The organism is Pseudomonas sp. B21-035 (genome assembly GCF_024748945.1).
In the GTDB taxonomy this organism is placed as follows: domain Bacteria; phylum Pseudomonadota; class Gammaproteobacteria; order Pseudomonadales; family Pseudomonadaceae; genus Aquipseudomonas.
Genome location: NZ_CP087179.1, coordinates 342,160 through 359,446, shown reverse-complemented (window position 1 = coordinate 359,446; position 17,287 = coordinate 342,160). Strand labels below are relative to the sequence as shown.

Genomic DNA, 17,287 nt, shown 5'->3' with positions numbered 1-17,287 from the left:
CCCTGTTCCTGCGAACAGAGCCCTTGCGGTGCATCAGCCGTTGTCAGCTATAGACACGCCCCAGCAACTGGCGGTGGCTTTCGAACTGATCGAGCACATCACGGGTGATCTGCTCCGGGGTGAAGCCCATCAGGTCGTACTCCTGGCTGCCATTGTGCAGGTACACCTCGGCGCGGTAGAAGCGCTGGCGCACTTCCGTCTCGCCTTCCACCGGTGCCTCGCTCGGCGCGGCCAGGTAACCGTCCAGGCTCACTTCATAAACGAACGGATTGCCTTCTTCCATGTCGATGCGCAGGCCCATGGCCGAGCGCGACTGGCCGACCCGGGTCTGCACCTGGAAGCCCAGGGTCTGCAACTGCGCAGCCGCTTCCTTGAGCGCCGGGCTGACGCGCTTGTCCATGAAGCGCTGAACGATGGCCTGGGTTGGCTGCAGGTCCAGCTGGCTCAGGCGCTCGCTGAAACCGCGACGACCACGGGCAGCCAGTTCGGCCTGCTCCTGCTCGACCTGGCTGTCCTGCTTCATGGCCTTGTACAGGCCGAACATGAACAGCACCAGCACCACCGAGAACGGCAGCCCCGCCAGTACCACCATGGTCTGCATGGCCTGGAAGTTACCGGCCAGAAGCAAACCGATGGTGACCACGGTAATGATCGCCGACCAGAGGATACGCAGCCAGTTCGGTGCATCTTCGTCGACATGGCCGCCTTTGCAGGAAAGGTTGGCCATCATCACCGCGCCGGAATCGGCCGGGGTCAGGAACAGTACGAAGCCAACGAAAATCGCGACACCGACCACGATCTTGGCGAACGGATAGTGCTCGAGCAACTGGTAGATCGACATCGCCGGCTGTTCCAGCGCTGTTCGCCCAAGCTCCACCGCGCCCTGGTTCATGACCAGGTCCAGCGCCGAGTTGCCGAAGATCGACAGCCAGGCCAGGGTGAAGCCCAGCGGGATCAGCAGTACGCCGGCGACCAGCTCGCGCACGGTACGACCGCGCGAAATGCGGGCAATGAACATACCGACGAACGGGCCCCAGGAAATCCACCAGGCCCAATAGAACACGGTCCACAGGCCCAGCCAGCGCTCGGACTTGTCACTGTCGCCTTCATAGACGTACAGGTCGAAGGTCTTGAGCACCACGCCGTTGAGGTAGTCGCCGATGTTCTGCACGAAGCTGTTGAGCAGGTGCAGGGTCGGGCCGTTGAGCAGCACGAACAGCAGCAGGCCGCTGAACAGGATGATGTTGAGGTTGGACAGGCGGCGGATGCCGTTCTCCACACCCGACACGGCGGCGATGGTCGCCACGGTGCTCATCACCAGGATCACGATCAGCAGGTTGGTGTCGCTGTGCTGCATGCCGAACAAATATTCCAGGCCCGAGGATACCTGCATCGAGCCAATGCCCAGGTTGGTCACCAGGCCCAGCAGGGTCACGAACATGCCGAAGATATCGACAGTGTGGCCTGCGGCGCCCTTGACCCAACGCTCGCCGACCAGCGGGTACAGCGCCGAGCGCAGGGCCAGCGGCTGGTTGTGGCGGTAAGCGAAGTAGGCAACGGACAGGCCGACCAGGGCATAGATCGCCCAGCCATGCAGGCCCCAGTGCAGGAAGGTCAGCTGCAGGCCTTCACGGGCCGACTGCAGGCTGGCCGGTGCGCCTTCAGGCGGGTTGAAGTAGTGATCCAGCGGCTCGGACGCACCGAAGTACAGCAGCGAGATACCGATACCGGAGGAGAACAGCATCCCGGCCCAGGCACCGTAGCTGAAGTCCGGCTTGTCATCCTTGCCGCCAAGCTTGAGCTTGCCGAAGTTGGAGAAGGCCAGAACGATGACGAACAGCAGGTAGCCGCCAATCACCAGCATGTAGTACCAGCCGAAGCTACGCGACAACCAGGCCTGAGCCTCGTTCAGCACGCGGCCGGCGGTTTCGGGAACTGCGATCAGCAAGGCAGTCAACAACAGGATCAGCAACGTCGAGGTGAAGAACACCACGCTGTTGACCCGGACCCTCTCGGCAGGGGTCTTGATTAGGGAGGCAGAACTCATTGCACATATGCTCCGGGCAGTGCGAGAGAAACACGAAACAATCGTTACCCGAGCAAATGGTGCAATAGCCCCACAGCTGCAGGTGTTATAAAAGCACCTTGAAAAAACCGTGATCCCGAATCGATTGCGTTGAAAAAAACAGGCCGAAAACCCCGTCCCGAGGGTTGGCCGCGCGGTGCTATACCGCTCGGCAGATCTGTTCAACGCGCCGTTTACACCCGTCAACACCTTGTATTCCGGGGGTTACACGTCTTTTTGGGGTGCCAATTTGTGCAAACCGCAGGTAGGAAAAACCTGTCAATTGCACAGATTGTCGCAGAGCTTATTCTTTGTTGATTGAACGTTCAATCAAAACAAAATAGACTGGCCTTCGCCGAGGCAGCCGCTCGTCGACTGCTCGCAGGCCTGAGGAGATTTGCAAGATGCCCAAGGTCGGTATGCAACCCATCCGCCGTCAGCAGTTGATCGAAGCCACGTTGCTGGCCATCGACCAGGTCGGCATGGGTGACGCCAGCATTGCGCTGATCGCCCGTTTGGCCGGTGTGTCGAATGGCATCATCAGTCACTACTTTCAGGACAAGAACGGCCTGATCGCAGCGACCATGCGGTACTTGATGAGCGTGCTGAACGAGAACGTCGTCGCCAACCGGCAGGCGCTCAAGGACAACAGCCCGCGCGCCCACCTGCAGGTGATCATCGAAGGCAACTTCGACGCCAGCCAGGTCAACGGCCCGGCAATGAAAACCTGGTTGGCCTTCTGGGCCTCCAGCATGCACCAGCCGTCTTTGCACAGGTTGCAGCGGATCAACGATCACCGCTTGTATTCCAACCTGTGCTGCCAGTTCCGCCGCGCCCTGCCGTTGCCAGAAGCACGCAGCGCGGCCCGCGGGCTGGCAGCCTTGATCGACGGTCTGTGGCTGCGCGGTGCGCTGTCCGGAGACGCTTTCGACACCGACCAGGCGAAACAAATCGCTTACGAATACATGGATTTACAACTGGCGAAACAGACGAGCCCGGACACGCAAAACCAGGCCTCTGAACCACCGCGCGTCGCGATTGCCAAACAAGCAGGAGCGCTGCACGGATAGCCAAACACACATATGCACTTGCGAGGACACTATGGCCCGTTTCGAACTGCAAAAACTCTACATTGATGGTGGTTATGTCGACGCTTCCAGCGACGCTACCTTCGACGCCATCAACCCGGCCAACGGCGAAGTCCTCGCCCAGGTGCAACGCGCTACCGAAGCCGATGTCGAGCGCGCGGTAGAAAGCGCCGAACGTGGCCAGAAAGTCTGGGCAGCGATGACCGCCATGCAGCGTTCGCGCATCCTGCGCCGCGCCGTCGACATCCTGCGCGAGCGCAACGATGAACTGGCCGCCCTGGAAACCCTGGACACCGGCAAGTCGTACTCCGAAACCCGCTACGTCGACATCGTCACCGGCGCCGACGTGCTGGAATACTACGCAGGCCTGGTACCGGCCATCGAAGGCGAGCAGATCCCGCTGCGCGACAGCTCGTTCGTCTACACCCGCCGCGAGCCGCTGGGCGTGACCGTCGGTATCGGCGCCTGGAACTACCCGATCCAGATCGCCCTGTGGAAATCCGCACCAGCCCTGGCGGCCGGTAACGCGATGATCTTCAAGCCGAGCGAAGTCACCTCGCTGACCACCCTGAAACTGGCCGAGATCTACACCGAAGCCGGCCTGCCAGACGGCGTGTTCAACGTCCTGACCGGCAGCGGCCGCGAAGTCGGCACCTGGCTGACCGAGCACCCGCGCATCGAGAAAATCTCCTTCACCGGCGGCACCACCACCGGCAAGAAGGTCATGGCCAGCGCCTCGAGCTCGACGCTCAAGGAAGTCACCATGGAACTGGGCGGCAAGTCGCCGCTGATCATCTGCGACGACGCCGATCTGGATCGCGCCGCTGACATCGCCATGATGGCCAACTTCTACAGCTCGGGCCAGGTCTGCACCAACGGCACCCGCGTGTTCGTTCCTGCCTCGATGAAAGCGGCTTTCGAAGCCAAGATCGCCGAGCGTGTTGCACGCATCCGCGTTGGCAACCCTGAAGACGAAAACACCAACTTCGGCCCGCTGGTCAGCTTCGCCCACATGGAAAGCGTGCTGGGCTACATCGCCAAGGGCAAGGAAGAAGGCGCACGCGTTCTGTGCGGCGGCCAGCGTCTGACCGAAGGCGAATTCGCCAAGGGCGCATTCGTGGCACCGACCGTGTTCACCGACTGCCGCGACGACATGACCATCGTCAAGGAAGAAATCTTCGGCCCAGTGATGAGCATCCTCTCCTACGAGACCGAAGAAGAAGTCATCCGCCGTGCCAACGACACCGAATACGGCCTGGCCGCGGGCGTCTGCACCAACGACATCAGCCGCGCCCACCGCATCATCCACCAGCTGGAAGCCGGTATCTGCTGGATCAACGCCTGGGGCGAGTCGCCAGCCGAAATGCCGGTTGGCGGTTACAAGCAATCCGGTGTTGGCCGCGAAAACGGCGTGAGCTCGCTGGCTCAGTACACTCGTATTAAATCGGTGCAGGTGGAACTGGGTGCGTACAACTCGGTTTTCTGAGGTGACACGTAGCCAGATGCTCTGAAGCCTCAAGCTTCGAGCTGCAAGCTGCAAGTAAAAGCCGGTGCGCGTTATGCCAACCGGCACTTGCAGCGCCCACTAAATCGCGAGCCTTGCACGACCGCTTTTTCTTGCGGCTTGTAGCTTGAGGCTTGCAGCTGCTTTCGGAGAAAGCCATGGAATATGACTACATCATCGTCGGTGCCGGCTCTGCCGGTAACACCCTGGCGACCCGCCTGACCGAAGACGAAGGCGTTACCGTCCTGCTGCTCGAGGCCGGTGGCCCAGACTACCGCATGGACTTTCGCACCCAGATGCCAGCCGCGCTGGCGTTCCCGCTGCAAGGCCGTCGCTACAACTGGGCCTACGAGACCGACCCGGAGCCGCACATGGACGGCCGCCGGATGGAATGCGGTCGCGGCAAGGGCCTGGGTGGCTCGTCGCTGATCAACGGCATGTGCTACATCCGCGGCAACGCCATGGACTTCGACGGCTGGGCAAAATTGCCAGGCCTGGAAGACTGGAGCTACCTGGACTGCCTGCCGTATTTCCGCAAGGCGGAAACCCGCGACATCGGCGCCAACGATTATCACGGTGGCGAAGGCCCGGTCAGCGTCACCACGCCTAAAGCCGGCAACAACCCGCTGTTCCACGCCATGGTCGAAGCCGGCGTACAAGCCGGTTACCCGCGCACCGAAGACCTCAACGGCTACCAGCAGGAAGGTTTCGGCCCAATGGACCGTACCGTCACGCCTAAAGGCCGTCGCTCCAGCACCGCCCGCGGCTACCTGGACACTGCCAAAAAGCGTTCGACCCTGACCATCGTCACCCACGCCCTGAGCGATCGCGTGCTGTTCGACGGCAAGCGCGCTGTTGGCGTGAGCTACCTGGTCGGCGCCAGCGAAGAGCGCGTCGAAGCCCGTGCGCGCAAGGAAGTGATCGTCTGCTCCGGCGCCATCGCTTCGCCGCAACTGCTGCAGCGCTCCGGCGTTGGCCCGCGTGCTCTGCTCGAAAGCCTCAACGTGCCTGTGGTTCACGACCTGCCGGGCGTGGGCGAAAACCTGCAGGACCACCTTGAGCTGTACCTGCAGTACGCCTGCACTCAGCCGGTATCGCTGTACCCGTCGCTGCTCTGGTACAACCAGCCGGCCATCGGTGCCGAGTGGCTGTTCAAGGGCACCGGTATCGGCGCCAGCAACCAGTTCGAAGCGGGCGGTTTCATCCGTACGCGCGAAGAGTTCGAATGGCCGAACATCCAGTACCACTTCCTGCCGGTAGCGATCAACTACAACGGCAGCAATGGCGTACAGGAACACGGCTTCCAGGCCCACATGGGGTCGATGCGCTCGCCTAGCCGCGGCCGTATCCAGCTGAAGTCGAAAGACCCGCGCCAGCACCCGAGCATCCTCTTCAACTACATGGCCACCGAGCAGGACTGGCAGGAATTCCGTGACGGCATCCGCCTGACCCGCGAAATCATGGCCCAGCCTGCACTGGACGCCTACCGTGGCCGCGAAATCAGCCCGGGCGCCGACGTGCAGACTGACGAAGAACTGGACAAGTTCATCCGCGAGCACGCCGAAACCGCGTTCCACCCGTCCTGCTCGTGCAAGATGGGCGACGACGACATGGCCGTGGTCGACGGCCAGGGCCGCGTGCATGGCATGCAGGGCCTGCGTGTGGTCGATGCCTCGATCATGCCGATCATCATCACTGGCAACCTCAATGCCACCACGATCATGATCGCCGAGAAAATCGCCGACAAGATCCGCAACCGCCAGCCGCTGCCACGCAGCACCGCCAAGTACTACGTCGCCAACGGCGCGCCGGTCAAAGGCAAGGCGATGCGTGAGATCAAGCAGGCCTAAGCCTTTTTCGCGGGGCAAGCCCGCTCCCACAGGTGATGAGCAATCCGTGTGGGAGCGGGCTTGACCCGCGATGAGGCCCGCAAAGGCAACACAAGAAGGCACTCCAAGGAGTGCTTTTTTTGTCCCCGCGATTAACCCTTTACAGCCCGCCAACCCCTCAGGTTAGAATCCTTGGCACGCGACCTGCTTGATATTCGAAGCAAACCGCCCCTCCTTCCTGCTTTTCCCCGGAGTACTGCCTTTGGATGCGTCCACCATCAATAGCCTGTTCTTGATCGGCGCATTGCTGGTAGGTGCAAGTATTCTGGTCAGCTCACTGTCATCGCGCCTGGGCATCCCGATCCTGGTCATCATCCTTGCGGTCGGCATGATTGCCGGGGTCGACGGTGGCGGCATCATCTTCAACAATTACCCGACCGCCTACCTGGTGGGCAACCTGGCGCTGGCGGTGATCCTCCTCGACGGCGGCCTGCGCACGCGGGTGGCGAGTTTCCGCGTGGCCCTGTGGCCGGCGCTGTCGCTGGCCACAGTCGGCGTGCTGATCACCACCGGCCTGACCGGCATGGTCGCCGCCTGGCTGTTCGACCTGAGCCTGATCCAGGGCCTGCTGATCGGCGCCATCGTCGGCTCCACCGACGCCGCAGCGGTATTCTCGCTGCTCGGCGGCAAAGGCCTGAACGAGCGGGTGACGGCAACCCTGGAGATTGAATCGGGCAGCAACGACCCGATGGCGGTGTTCCTCACCGTGACCCTGATCGAGATGATCGCCAGTGGCCAGACCGGCCTGCACTGGAGCCTGCTCACCCACCTGCTGCGCGAGTTCGGCATCGGCGGCCTGCTGGGCCTGGGTGGCGGCTGGCTGCTGCTGCAACTGGTCAACCGCATCAACCTCGCCGGCGGCCTCTATCCGATCCTGGTAGTGGCTGGCGGCCTGGTGGTGTTCTCGCTGACCAACGCCCTGCACGGCAGCGGCTTCCTCGCCGTGTACCTGTGCGGCCTGGTGCTCGGCAACCGGCCGATCCGTAGTCGCCATGGCATCTTGCACATGCTCGACGGCATGGCCTGGCTCGCGCAGATCGGCATGTTCCTGGTCCTCGGCCTGCTGGTCACACCGCACGACCTGCTGCCCATCGCCCTGCCGGCACTGGGCCTGGCGCTGTGGATGATCATCTTCGCCCGGCCACTGTCGGTAATCGCCGCCCTGCTGCCGTTCAAGGCTTTCCATGGCCGCGAAAAAGCCTTTATTTCCTGGGTCGGCCTGCGCGGCGCGGTACCGATCATTCTCGCGGTGTTCCCGCTGATGGCCGGGCTGCCCGATGCGCAGCTGTTCTTCAACCTGGCGTTCTTCATCGTATTGGTCTCGCTGCTGGTGCAGGGCACCAGCCTGCCGTGGGTGGCCAAGCTGCTGAAAGTGACAGTACCGCCAGACCCGGCGCCGATCTCCCGCTCGGCCCTGGAAGTGCACATCACCAGCGAGTGGGAGCTGTTCGTCTATCGCCTGGGCGCCGAAAAATGGTGCATCGGCGCCGCCCTGCGCGAGCTGAAAATGCCCGAAGGCACCCGCATCGCCGCACTGTTTCGCGGCCAGCAACTGCTCCATCCGTCGGGAAGTACCACCCTGGAAGTCGACGACCTGCTCTGCGTGATCGGCCACGAACACAACCTGCCGGCCCTCGGCAAGCTGTTCAGCCAGGCACCGCAGCGAGGCCTGGACCTGCGCTTCTTTGGTGACTTCGTGCTCGAAGGGGACGCAGAACTGGGGGCTGTAGCGGCGTTGTACGGTTTGCAGCTCGACGGTCAGGACCCGCACACGCCACTCAGCCGCTTCATCGCGCAGAAGGTTGGCGGCGCGCCGGTGGTCGGCGACCAGATCGAATGGAACAGCACCTTGTGGACGGTTGCAGTGATGGAAGGGAACAAGATCCTCAAAGTGGGCGTCAAATTCCCCGAAGGTACTCGACCCGGCCCAGGGTTGTTCCTTTAAACTCCGTTCTTCGCCTCTGCCTGTACGAATTTTCTGCCTATGTCCCTGCGCACGTTTTTAAGCGCAGCCCTGATCGGGCTGTGCCTGTCCTTCTCCCCGGTGTGGGCGGCGGAACCGCCGACCACGGCAGCGATCCAGAAAAGCCTGGACAAGATCGCCGAACGCAAGCTGCCCGAGGCTGAACAGAAAGCCCTGCAGCAGGTGCTCGAAAAGACCCTGGCCTTCCTCGGCAACAAAGAGGACAGCGAGAAGAAGCTCGCCGCGCTCAAGCACCAGCTCAACGACGCGCCGCGCCAGACCAGCGAAAACCAGCGCGAGCTGGCCAAGCTCAAGGACAGCAAGGTGATCCCGGTCACCCAGCGCTACGCTGCCTCCAGCGTGCCGCAGCTGGAGCAATTGCTGGCCGAGCGCACCACCGAGCAGGGCGAACTGCAAAAAGCGCTGTCCGAGGCCAACAGCCTGACCATCACCGCGCAGACCCGCCCCGAACGGGCCCAGGCAGAAATCAGCGCCAACCAGACCCGCACCCAGCAGATCAACACCAGCCTGAAGATCGGCAAGGACGGCGGCAAGCCGCTCAGCGCCGACCAGCGCAATCAGCTCAACGCCGAACTCGCCGCGCTCAACGCCCTGACCCTGCTGCGCCGCCAGGAACTGGCCGGCAACAGCCTGCTGCAAGACCTGGGCAACAGTCAGCATGACCTGTTGATCGAGCGCGCCGCGCGCCTGGAACAGGAGATCCAGGACCTGCAGACGCTGATCAACCAGAAGCGCCTGGCCCAGTCCCAGCAAACCGTCACCGAACAGTCGATCGAAGCGCAGAAAGCTGGCGGCAGCACCCTGCTGGCCACCGAAAGCGCCGCCAACCTCAAGCTCTCCGACTACCTGCTGCGCAGCACCGACAGCCTCAACGACCTGACCCAGCAGAACCTCAAGACCAAGCAGCAGCTGGACAGCCTGACCCAGAGCGACCAGGCCCTCGACGAGCAGATCAGCGTGCTCAAGGGCAGCCTGCTGCTGTCGAAGATCCTCTACAAGCAGAAGCAGGCGCTGCCGCACCTGAAGCTCGACCGCGACCTGGCCGACCAGATCGCCGACATCCGCCTGTATCAGTTCGAGATCAACCAACAGCGCGAGCAGATCAGCAGCCCGAGCAGCTATGTCGACAAGCTGCTCACCGCGCAACCGCCCGAGACCGTCACCCCGCAACTGCGCAAGGCCTTGCTGGAAGTGGCGATCACTCGCAGCGACCTGCTCGAACGCCTGAACCGTGAACTGAGCGCGCTGCTCAACGAATCGATCACCTTGCAGTTGAACCAGAAGCAACTGTTCAGCACCGCACAAAACCTGCGTGCAACCCTTGATGAGCAGATGTTCTGGATTCCCAGCAACAAGCCACTGGACCTGGAATGGCTGCGCAGCGTGCCCGAGCGCCTGCAAAAACAGGTTGTCAGCCTGCCTTGGGGTTCAGGCCTGCGCGAGCTGACCGACGGCCTGGCCCAGCGCCCGTTGCTGTTCCTGCCCTTGCTGTTGCTGATCGGCACCCTGCTGTGGCGGCGCAAATACCTGTATGCGCGCCTGACCAAGGTTCACCAGGATGTCGGCCACTTCAAGCGTGACAGCCAGTGGCACACGCCCCAGGCGATCCTGATCAACATCCTCCTGGCCATGCCCCTGAGCCTGGGCCTGGCCCTGTGCGGCTATGCCCTGCAGGTCGACGCCCGCGGGCAGAACGCCAACCTCGCCTCGGCGCTGTTCCAGGTGGCCCAGGCCTGGCTGGTGTTCTACACCGCCTACCGGATACTCGCCCCGGGCGGCGTGGCCGAGCTGCACTTTCGCTGGGAAAAGCCCCAGGTCGAATTCCTCCGTGGCTGGATCCGCCGCCTCGGCACCGTGGTCCTGGCCCTGGTCGGGGTGGTGGCGGTGGCCGAACATCAACCCTCGGCGCTGGCTGAAGACGTGCTCGGCATCGGCGTGGTGCTGACCTGCTATGCGCTGATGGCCTGGTTGCTCAGCCGCCTGCTGCTGAGCAGTCCCACCCACCGCAACACCTCGCTGTTTCGCAAGGCCGTGGGCGTGGCCTTTACCGCGTTGCCGGTGGCGCTGTTCATCGCCGTGTGCTTTGGCTATTACTACACCGCGCTCAAGCTCACAGACCGCCTGATCGATACCTTGTACCTGCTGATGTTCTGGCTGGTGATCGAAGCCGCCTTCGTCCGCGGCCTGGCCGTGGCTGCCCGGCGCCTGGCCTACCAGCGGGCGCTGAGCAAGCGCCAGGCGGCCAAGGAAGGCCTGGATGGCGAAGTGCTGGTCGAAGAGCCGACCCTGGACATCGAACAGGTCAACCAGCAGTCGCTGCGCCTGATTCGCCTGGCCCTGCTCGGCGGCTTCATCGCCGCCCTCTACTGGGTCTGGTCGGACCTGATCAGCGTGTTTGCCTACCTCGACAACATCACCCTGTACGAGTACACCAGCGGCACCGGCGCATCCATGAGCATGGTGCCGATCAGCCTGCGCGACCTGCTGGGTGCACTGGTGATCATCGGCATCACCATTGCCCTGGCCGGCAACCTGCCGGGCCTGCTCGAAGTACTGGTGCTGTCACGCCTGAACCTGGCCCAGGGCAGTGCCTACGCCACCACCACGTTGCTGTCCTACGTGATTGCCGGGGTCGGCTTTGTTTCCACCCTGTCAGCCCTGGGCGTCAGCTGGGACAAACTGCAATGGCTGGTGGCGGCACTGTCGGTGGGCCTGGGCTTCGGCATGCAGGAGATCTTCGCCAACTTCATCTCCGGGATCATGATCCTGTTCGAGCGCCCGGTGCGCATCGGCGACACCATCACCATCGGCAACCTCTCGGGCACGGTGAGCAAGATCCGCATCCGCGCCACCACCATCACCGACTTCGACCGCAAGGACATCATTGTCCCGAACAAGACCTTCATCACCGGGCAATTGATCAACTGGTCGCTGACCGACACCATCACCCGGGTAACCCTCAAGCTCGGCGTCGACTACGGCTCGGATCTGGACCTGGTGCGCACCCTGCTGCTCAAGGCCGCCAACGACAACCCGCGGGTACTCAAGGAACCGGCGCCGATCGTCTACTTCCTGAACTTCGGCGAAAGCACCCTGGACCACGAGCTGCGTATGCACGTGCGCGACCTGGGCGACCGCAACCCGGTGCTCGACGAGATCAACCGCTACATCAACAAAGAGTTCAAGAAGCAACACATCAACATCTCCTTCCGGCAGATGGAGATCTACCTGAAGAACATGCAGGGCCAGGAATACAAGATGGTCCCGGTGGAAAACCTCGACAAGACCGTGCTGCCAAACGCCAGCGATGGCGAGAAGCCCGGCGACGAGGCCAGCGGCAAACCGGCCTGACTGGACGCCAGCGGCCATACCCTTGCAGAATGCTCAGGTTTTCTTCAGGAGATGGCCGTTGAAAGCCCTCGACGAACTGACTTTCGATAACCGTTTCGCCCGCCTGGGCGATGCCTTCTCTACTTCGGTGCTGCCCGAGCCGATTGCCGAACCGCGCCTGGTGGTCGCCAGCGAGGCAGCCATGGCGCTGCTCGACCTTGAGCCCACTGAAGCCCATTCGCCGGTATTTGCCGAACTGTTCAGCGGCCACAAGCTGTGGGCCGAGGCCGAACCGCGGGCGATGGTCTATTCCGGGCATCAGTTCGGCTCCTACAACCCGCGCCTTGGCGATGGCCGCGGGCTGTTGCTGGGCGAGGTGCGCAACGACGCCGGCCAGTCCTGGGACCTGCACCTCAAGGGCGCCGGGCAGACGCCTTACTCGCGCATGGGCGATGGCCGCGCCGTGCTGCGCTCGTCGATCCGCGAGTTCCTTGCCAGCGAGGCCCTGCCGGCCCTGGGCATCGCCAGCAGCCGCGCGCTGTGCGTGATTGGCTCGAGCACGCCGGTATGGCGCGAAACCCAGGAGCGCGCCGCCATGCTGCTGCGCCTGGCGCCGAGCCATATCCGCTTCGGGCATTTCGAGTACTTCTACTACACCCGCCAGCCCGAGCAGCAGCGCATCCTCGCCGAGCACGTGCTCAACAGCCACTTTGCCGAGTGCAAGGACGAACCCGAGCCGTACCTGGCGATGTTCCGCACCATCGTCGAGCGCAATGCCGAGCTGATTGCCCGCTGGCAGGCCTATGGTTTTTGCCACGGGGTGATGAACACCGACAACATGTCGATTCTGGGCATCACCTTCGACTTCGGCCCCTACGCCTTCCTCGACGACTTCGACGCCAATTTCATCTGCAACCACTCCGATGACCAGGGCCGCTACAGCTACAGCAACCAGGTACCCATCGCCCACTGGAACCTCAGCGCCCTGGCCCAGGCCCTGACGCCGTTTATCAGCGTCGAAGCGCTTAAGGAAACCCTGGAGCTGTTCTTGCCACTATACGAGGCCCATTACCTGGACCTGATGCGCCGACGCCTGGGCCTGACCCAGGCAGAAGACGACGACAAGCTGCTGATCGAGCGCCTGCTGCAATTGATGCAGCCCGGCGCGGTGGACTACACCCTGTTCTTCCGCCATCTCGGCGACCAGCCTGCCGAGCAGGCCCTGCAGGTGGTGCGCGACGACTTCATCGATCTGGCCGGTTTTGACCTGTGGTCAGCCGATTACCTGGCGCGCCTGCAGCGCGAACCCGGCAACGCCGAGGGCCGGCGCGAGCGCATGCATGCGGTCAACCCGCTGTACATCCTGCGCAACTACCTGGCCCAGCGCGCCATCGAGGCGGCCGAGGGGGGTGACTACGAGGAAGTACGCCGCCTGCACCAAGTGCTGAGCAAACCGTTCGACGAGCAGCCGGGCATGCAGGCCTACGCCCAGCGGCCGCCGGAATGGGGCAAGCACCTGGAGATCAGTTGCTCGTCGTGAGGCTTACGCCTCAGCTGTCGAGCCACCAGTTGAGCAGGGTTTCATCCTCATCATCGTCCAGGTTGCGATAGATATTGGCGTAGTACCACTCGACACCGGTGCATTGGCGAAAGCGGTCGAACACTTCACGGATGGCTGCAAAACCGTTACGCGAGGGGATGGCAAGAGTCAGGTTGCCCTTGTAACGACCATCCAGAGTACCACCGAGCAGCGTCTGCACTTCGTCTTGCAGCGTGTCGACAGCCTCCTGGGGCAGGTCGTCGGCATAGATATGAATGCAGAAGTTGCCACCGCGCTGCAGCACTTCGGCACGCTGGTCCGGGTGGTTGATGCGGATGGTGTCGCCACGAGCCAGGTCGAGTGCCAACCCTGGTGACGACAGCAGCTCAAAGGTATTGGCATCGATCTGACGGACCGGCACGCTCTCGAAAGCTGGTTCGCCATTGGATCGGAAATCGACAAAAATGCGGATATGCGCTGAATGCTGGCAATCCATCGGGCACTCCATGGCCGGTGTACAAGGCACACATGCTAAACCATTGAACATAAAGGCGCGGGCTTGAACCGCGGACGACCGTAAACCGGTCGCAATTCCCGGAGCTGTCATGACTGACCCACTACTTATCCCCTGCCCCCACTGCAACGGCCTCAACCGCATCCCCGGCGAGCGCCTCGGCGACAGCCCTAAATGCGGCCGCTGCAAGAAACCGGTGCTGCTGAGCACGCCGTTCGATCTGCAACAGGGCGATTACGCCAGCCAGATCAAGGGCGACCTGCCGTTGCTGATCGATGTCTGGGCCGACTGGTGCGGGCCGTGCAAGTCGTTTGCGCCGATCTTTGCCCAGGCCGCCGCTCAGCTGAGCGGGCGCTGCCGCCTGGCCAAACTGGACAGCGAGGCCAACCAGCAACTGGCCGGGCAATTGGCGATTCGCTCGATCCCCAGCCTGATCCTGTTCAAAAACGGCCGGGAAGTGGCGCGCCAGAGCGGTGCATTCCCACTCCAGCAACTGCTGGAGTGGCTGCGCAGCCAGGGCGTCTAGGCGTTTTCTTCGAGCAGAGCGTGCAGCTCGACAAACTGCTGGGTCAGTTTATGCCGAGGCTCCAGGTGAATCAGCGGCAGGCTGGCCTGGTGTGATTCGCGCATCTTCACCGAGCTGTTGAGGTACACCGGCAGCACCGGCAAGCCCTCGGCGATCAACTCGTCGAGCATCTGCTGGGGCAGGCTGGCGCGGGCCTGGAACTGGTTGACGACGATGCCTTCGACCTGCAGCTCTTCGTTGTGATCGTCCTTTAGTTCTTCGATCTCGGCCAGCAGGCCATACAGGGCCTGGCGAGAGAAGCTGTCGCAATCGAAGGGGATCAGCACACGATCGGCAGCGATCAGCGCCGAAACCGCATAAAAATTCAGCGCTGGCGGAGTGTCCAGGTAGATCCGGTCGTAGTCCTCGTCCAGCTCATCGAGCAGTTTGCGCAGCTTGTTGATCTTGTGCTTGGCCTCAAGCTTGGGCTGCAGGTCGGCAAGCTCGGCGGTGGCGGTCACCACATGCAGGTTGTCGAAGGGCGTTTCGTAGATATCGACCTTGTTCTTCTTGGCAAACGGCCCGGACGACAGGGTCTGCTTGAAGAAGTCGGCAATGCCCATGGGAATGTCCTCGCCGGTCAGCCCGGTGAGGTACTGGGTCGAATTGGCCTGGGCATCCAGGTCGATCAGCAGGGTCCGATAGCCTTCATTGGCACTCACCGCTGCCAGGTTGCAGGCAATGCTCGACTTGCCAACGCCACCTTTCTGATTGAATACCACGCGCCGCATGGAAAGACCTCCGTGTGTCTGGGGATGAGCGAGTATGTGCGGCCAATGACGGCTTGACCAGCCGCCAATGGCTCAAGTTTTCGGCGATCCGACCGAATAAACAACACCGCCATTGGTCGGGAAACCTCGGATCGGTCCGACGAATCTTCGGGACCGCTGTCTGTTGCAGACGACAATCCGTACAACCAATATTTGCTACACACCAACTCCACCGGGATAATGCGCGCCACTCGGCGATTGCGCCACACCCCTGTCAGGTCGTTGTTCCGAGTCACTCCCTCGGCAAGGAAGTCCCTCAGGGCGGGAAGTACAGCTAAGTGATCACATTCAATATCAGCCAGTGGCGCGCGTGGGCGCCAGGCCTGCAGACGGCTGCCGATTGGCAGGCCTGGAGCCAGGCACAGCACTGCCCGGCAGTGGCTGAACAGGCACCGGATGTGTCGTTTTTGCCGGCCATGCAGCGCCGGCGCCTGAGCCGACTGGCGCGCATGGCCTTTGCCGTGGGCTGGCCATTGGCCGAAGGAATGCAGGATTTGCCGCTGGTGTTCGTCTCCCGGCATGGCGAAACCCCACGCACCTTCGAGATACTCAGCGACCTGGCCAACGAGCAGCCGCTGTCGCCAACCCAGTTCAGCCTGTCGGTACACAACGCGGTGATCGGCCTGTGGTCGATCATGCGTGGCGAAACCAGCGAAATGACCGCCCTGGCCGCTGCCGGTGACGGTTTCGAACACGGCGTGATGGAAGCCGCCTGCCTGCTGCGCGAAGGCGCCCCGGCAGTGCTGCTGATAATCACTGAAGAACAGCCGCCCGCGGCCTACGGCCCGTGGATCGATGACGTGCCGTTTGCCTACGCCCTGGGCCTGCTGCTGACGCCTGGCGACGACTGGCAACTGACCCTGGGCGATAACAGCGCCGGCTCAGCCGCGAGCGAACCCCATGCCCTGAGCTGGTTGCGTTGCCTGCTCAAGGGCGAAAGCACCTGTACCCACACCTGGAAGAGTCGCACATGGAACTGGCAACGCAAGCCATAAGCAGACCGCGCGACGCCTATTACTGGCGCCTGCTCGCCACCGCCGTCAGCTTCCTGCTGTTCGGTGTCGGCGGCCTGTGCCTGCGCCTGCTGGTGTTCCCGCTGCTGGCCTGCCTGCCCGGCGACGGCGCACGCCATCGCCAGCGCGCGCGGCACACCATCAGCTGGCTGTTCTGGCGTTTCATTCGTTTCATGGCCGCCAGCGGCGTGCTCACTTATGAGGTCAAGGGCGCGGAAAAACTCGGCCGCCCGGGCCAGATGATCATTGCCAACCACCCGTCGCTGATCGATGTGGTGTTCCTCATCGGCCTGGTGCGCCAGGCCAACTGCGTGGTCAAGCAGAGCCTCTGGCACAACCCCTGCACCCGCGGCCCGGTGCGTTCGGCCGAATACATCAGCAACGACGGCAGCATGGACATGCTCGACAGCGCCGTCGGCGCCCTACAAGGCGGCCAGACCCTGATCATCTTCCCCGAAGGCACGCGCACCCAGCCGGGCCAACCGCCGGCCTTCCATCGCGGCGCAGCGGCCATCGCCCTGCGCGGTGCGCAGATCATTACCCCGGTAACCATCAAGGTCACCCCCAGCACCCTGACCAAGGCCGAACCCTGGTACCGCATACCCCAGCGCCGGGTGCATTTCAGCCTGCAGGTCGGTGCCGACATCGACCCGCAGGCCTTCGCCGCACAAGGCCCCGCCCCGCAGGCCTCGCGCAAACTCAACGACTATTTGCATCAGCACTTCACCAAGGAGCTCGCCGAAGATGAGCGATCCACAGAACACCCTTAACCACGACATCAAGCTGTTGATCATCGACGCCCTGGGCCTTGAAGACATCAGCGCCCAGGACATCGGTGACGAGCAGACCCTGTTCGGCGAAGGCCTGGGCCTGGATTCGGTGGACGCCCTCGAACTCGGCCTGGCGATCCAGAAGAAGTACGGCATCAAGATCGACGCCGACGCCAAGGACACCCGTAACCATTTCACCAGCGTGGCCAGCCTTGCGGCTTTCGTCACCGCCAAACAGGCAGCCTGAGACAGCAC

13 protein-coding genes are annotated in these 17,287 nt (G+C 62.8%); 10 read left to right on the top strand and 3 right to left on the bottom strand.

Features of this window, described 5'->3' with window-relative positions:
- Positions 1 to 43 precede the first annotated feature (43 nt).
- Positions 44 to 2,047, bottom strand: coding sequence for a choline BCCT transporter BetT (gene betT / locus LOY22_RS01590; RefSeq protein WP_045193915.1), 2,004 nt, complete (start codon positions 2,045 to 2,047; stop codon positions 44 to 46).
- A gap of 422 nt (positions 2,048 to 2,469) precedes the next feature.
- Here betT and betI point away from each other — a divergent pair, with 422 nt between their 5' ends.
- The 6 genes from betI (at position 2,470) to selO (ending at position 13,400) form a co-directional block, all read left to right on the top strand.
- Complete coding sequence (gene betI, locus LOY22_RS01585; protein ID WP_093377074.1) at positions 2,470 to 3,135, top strand: transcriptional regulator BetI; 666 nt, start codon at positions 2,470 to 2,472, stop codon at positions 3,133 to 3,135.
- Positions 3,136 to 3,166: 31 nt separating this feature from the next.
- The gene (gene betB / locus LOY22_RS01580) at positions 3,167 to 4,639 is read left to right on the top strand and encodes a betaine-aldehyde dehydrogenase (protein WP_045193917.1); all 1,473 of its coding nucleotides are present in this window, start codon (positions 3,167 to 3,169) and stop codon (positions 4,637 to 4,639) included.
- 176 nt (positions 4,640 to 4,815) lie between these two features.
- The gene (gene betA / locus LOY22_RS01575) at positions 4,816 to 6,507 is read left to right on the top strand and encodes a choline dehydrogenase (RefSeq protein WP_258595937.1); all 1,692 of its coding nucleotides are present in this window, start codon (positions 4,816 to 4,818) and stop codon (positions 6,505 to 6,507) included.
- Positions 6,508 to 6,748: 241 nt separating this feature from the next.
- Positions 6,749 to 8,491, top strand: coding sequence for a potassium/proton antiporter (locus LOY22_RS01570; RefSeq protein WP_045193919.1), 1,743 nt, complete (start codon positions 6,749 to 6,751; stop codon positions 8,489 to 8,491).
- A 39-nt stretch (positions 8,492 to 8,530) separates the two neighbouring features.
- Positions 8,531 to 11,881, top strand: a complete 3,351-nt coding sequence (gene mscK, locus LOY22_RS01565) for a mechanosensitive channel MscK (RefSeq protein WP_213602699.1) — start codon at positions 8,531 to 8,533, stop codon at positions 11,879 to 11,881.
- 58 nt (positions 11,882 to 11,939) lie between these two features.
- Positions 11,940 to 13,400, top strand: a complete 1,461-nt coding sequence (gene selO / locus LOY22_RS01560; protein WP_258595936.1) for a protein adenylyltransferase SelO — start codon at positions 11,940 to 11,942, stop codon at positions 13,398 to 13,400.
- Between the two features lie 10 nt (positions 13,401 to 13,410).
- Here the strand turns inward: selO and LOY22_RS01555 are convergent, their stop codons facing one another.
- Positions 13,411 to 13,896 carry a DUF4265 domain-containing protein gene (locus LOY22_RS01555; RefSeq protein ID WP_123564839.1) on the bottom strand — a complete coding sequence of 162 codons (486 nt, stop codon included), beginning with the start codon at positions 13,894 to 13,896 and terminating at the stop codon, positions 13,411 to 13,413.
- A 109-nt stretch (positions 13,897 to 14,005) separates the two neighbouring features.
- Between LOY22_RS01555 and trxC the strand changes: the two genes are divergently transcribed.
- Positions 14,006 to 14,440 (top strand): thioredoxin TrxC, encoded by a 435-nt coding sequence (trxC, locus tag LOY22_RS01550; protein ID WP_045193923.1) that lies wholly within the window; start codon positions 14,006 to 14,008, stop codon positions 14,438 to 14,440.
- Here the strand turns inward: trxC and LOY22_RS01545 are convergent.
- Positions 14,437 to 15,210 carry a ParA family protein gene (locus LOY22_RS01545; protein WP_038997609.1) on the bottom strand — a complete coding sequence of 258 codons (774 nt, stop codon included), beginning with the start codon at positions 15,208 to 15,210 and terminating at the stop codon, positions 14,437 to 14,439. The two genes, trxC and LOY22_RS01545, sit on opposite strands and share 4 nt — an antisense overlap.
- A gap of 317 nt (positions 15,211 to 15,527) precedes the next feature.
- Between LOY22_RS01545 and LOY22_RS01540 the strand changes: the two genes are divergently transcribed.
- Genes LOY22_RS01540 through LOY22_RS01530 form a run of 3 tightly spaced genes read left to right on the top strand, consistent with a single transcriptional unit; the run spans position 15,528 to position 17,279 of the window.
- On the top strand, positions 15,528 to 16,244 hold the full coding sequence (locus tag LOY22_RS01540) for a beta-ketoacyl synthase chain length factor (protein ID WP_258595935.1): 717 nt from the start codon (positions 15,528 to 15,530) through the stop codon (positions 16,242 to 16,244).
- Positions 16,220 to 17,032 carry a 1-acyl-sn-glycerol-3-phosphate acyltransferase gene (locus LOY22_RS01535; RefSeq protein ID WP_258595934.1) on the top strand — a complete coding sequence of 271 codons (813 nt, stop codon included), beginning with the start codon at positions 16,220 to 16,222 and terminating at the stop codon, positions 17,030 to 17,032. The genes LOY22_RS01540 and LOY22_RS01535 overlap by 25 nt, the downstream gene beginning before the upstream one ends.
- Entirely contained in the window at positions 17,007 to 17,279 is a 273-nt protein-coding gene (locus tag LOY22_RS01530) for a phosphopantetheine-binding protein (protein WP_010222262.1), read from the top strand. The genes LOY22_RS01535 and LOY22_RS01530 overlap by 26 nt, the downstream gene beginning before the upstream one ends.
- Positions 17,280 to 17,287: the final 8 nt, after the last annotated feature.

Coding starts and splice junctions, on each gene's coding strand:
- trxC (WP_045193923.1), top strand. CDS start 14,006: ATGACTGACCCACTACTTATCCCCTGCCCCCACTGCAACGGCCTCAAC.
- betA (WP_258595937.1), top strand. CDS start 4,816: ATGGAATATGACTACATCATCGTCGGTGCCGGCTCTGCCGGTAACACC.
- betB (WP_045193917.1), top strand. CDS start 3,167: ATGGCCCGTTTCGAACTGCAAAAACTCTACATTGATGGTGGTTATGTC.
- LOY22_RS01555 (WP_123564839.1), bottom strand. CDS start 13,896: ATGGATTGCCAGCATTCAGCGCATATCCGCATTTTTGTCGATTTCCGA.
- mscK (WP_213602699.1), top strand. CDS start 8,531: ATGTCCCTGCGCACGTTTTTAAGCGCAGCCCTGATCGGGCTGTGCCTG.
- betI (WP_093377074.1), top strand. CDS start 2,470: ATGCCCAAGGTCGGTATGCAACCCATCCGCCGTCAGCAGTTGATCGAA.
- betT (WP_045193915.1), bottom strand. CDS start 2,047: ATGAGTTCTGCCTCCCTAATCAAGACCCCTGCCGAGAGGGTCCGGGTC.
- LOY22_RS01535 (WP_258595934.1), top strand. CDS start 16,220: ATGGAACTGGCAACGCAAGCCATAAGCAGACCGCGCGACGCCTATTAC.
- LOY22_RS01545 (WP_038997609.1), bottom strand. CDS start 15,210: ATGCGGCGCGTGGTATTCAATCAGAAAGGTGGCGTTGGCAAGTCGAGC.
- LOY22_RS01530 (WP_010222262.1), top strand. CDS start 17,007: ATGAGCGATCCACAGAACACCCTTAACCACGACATCAAGCTGTTGATC.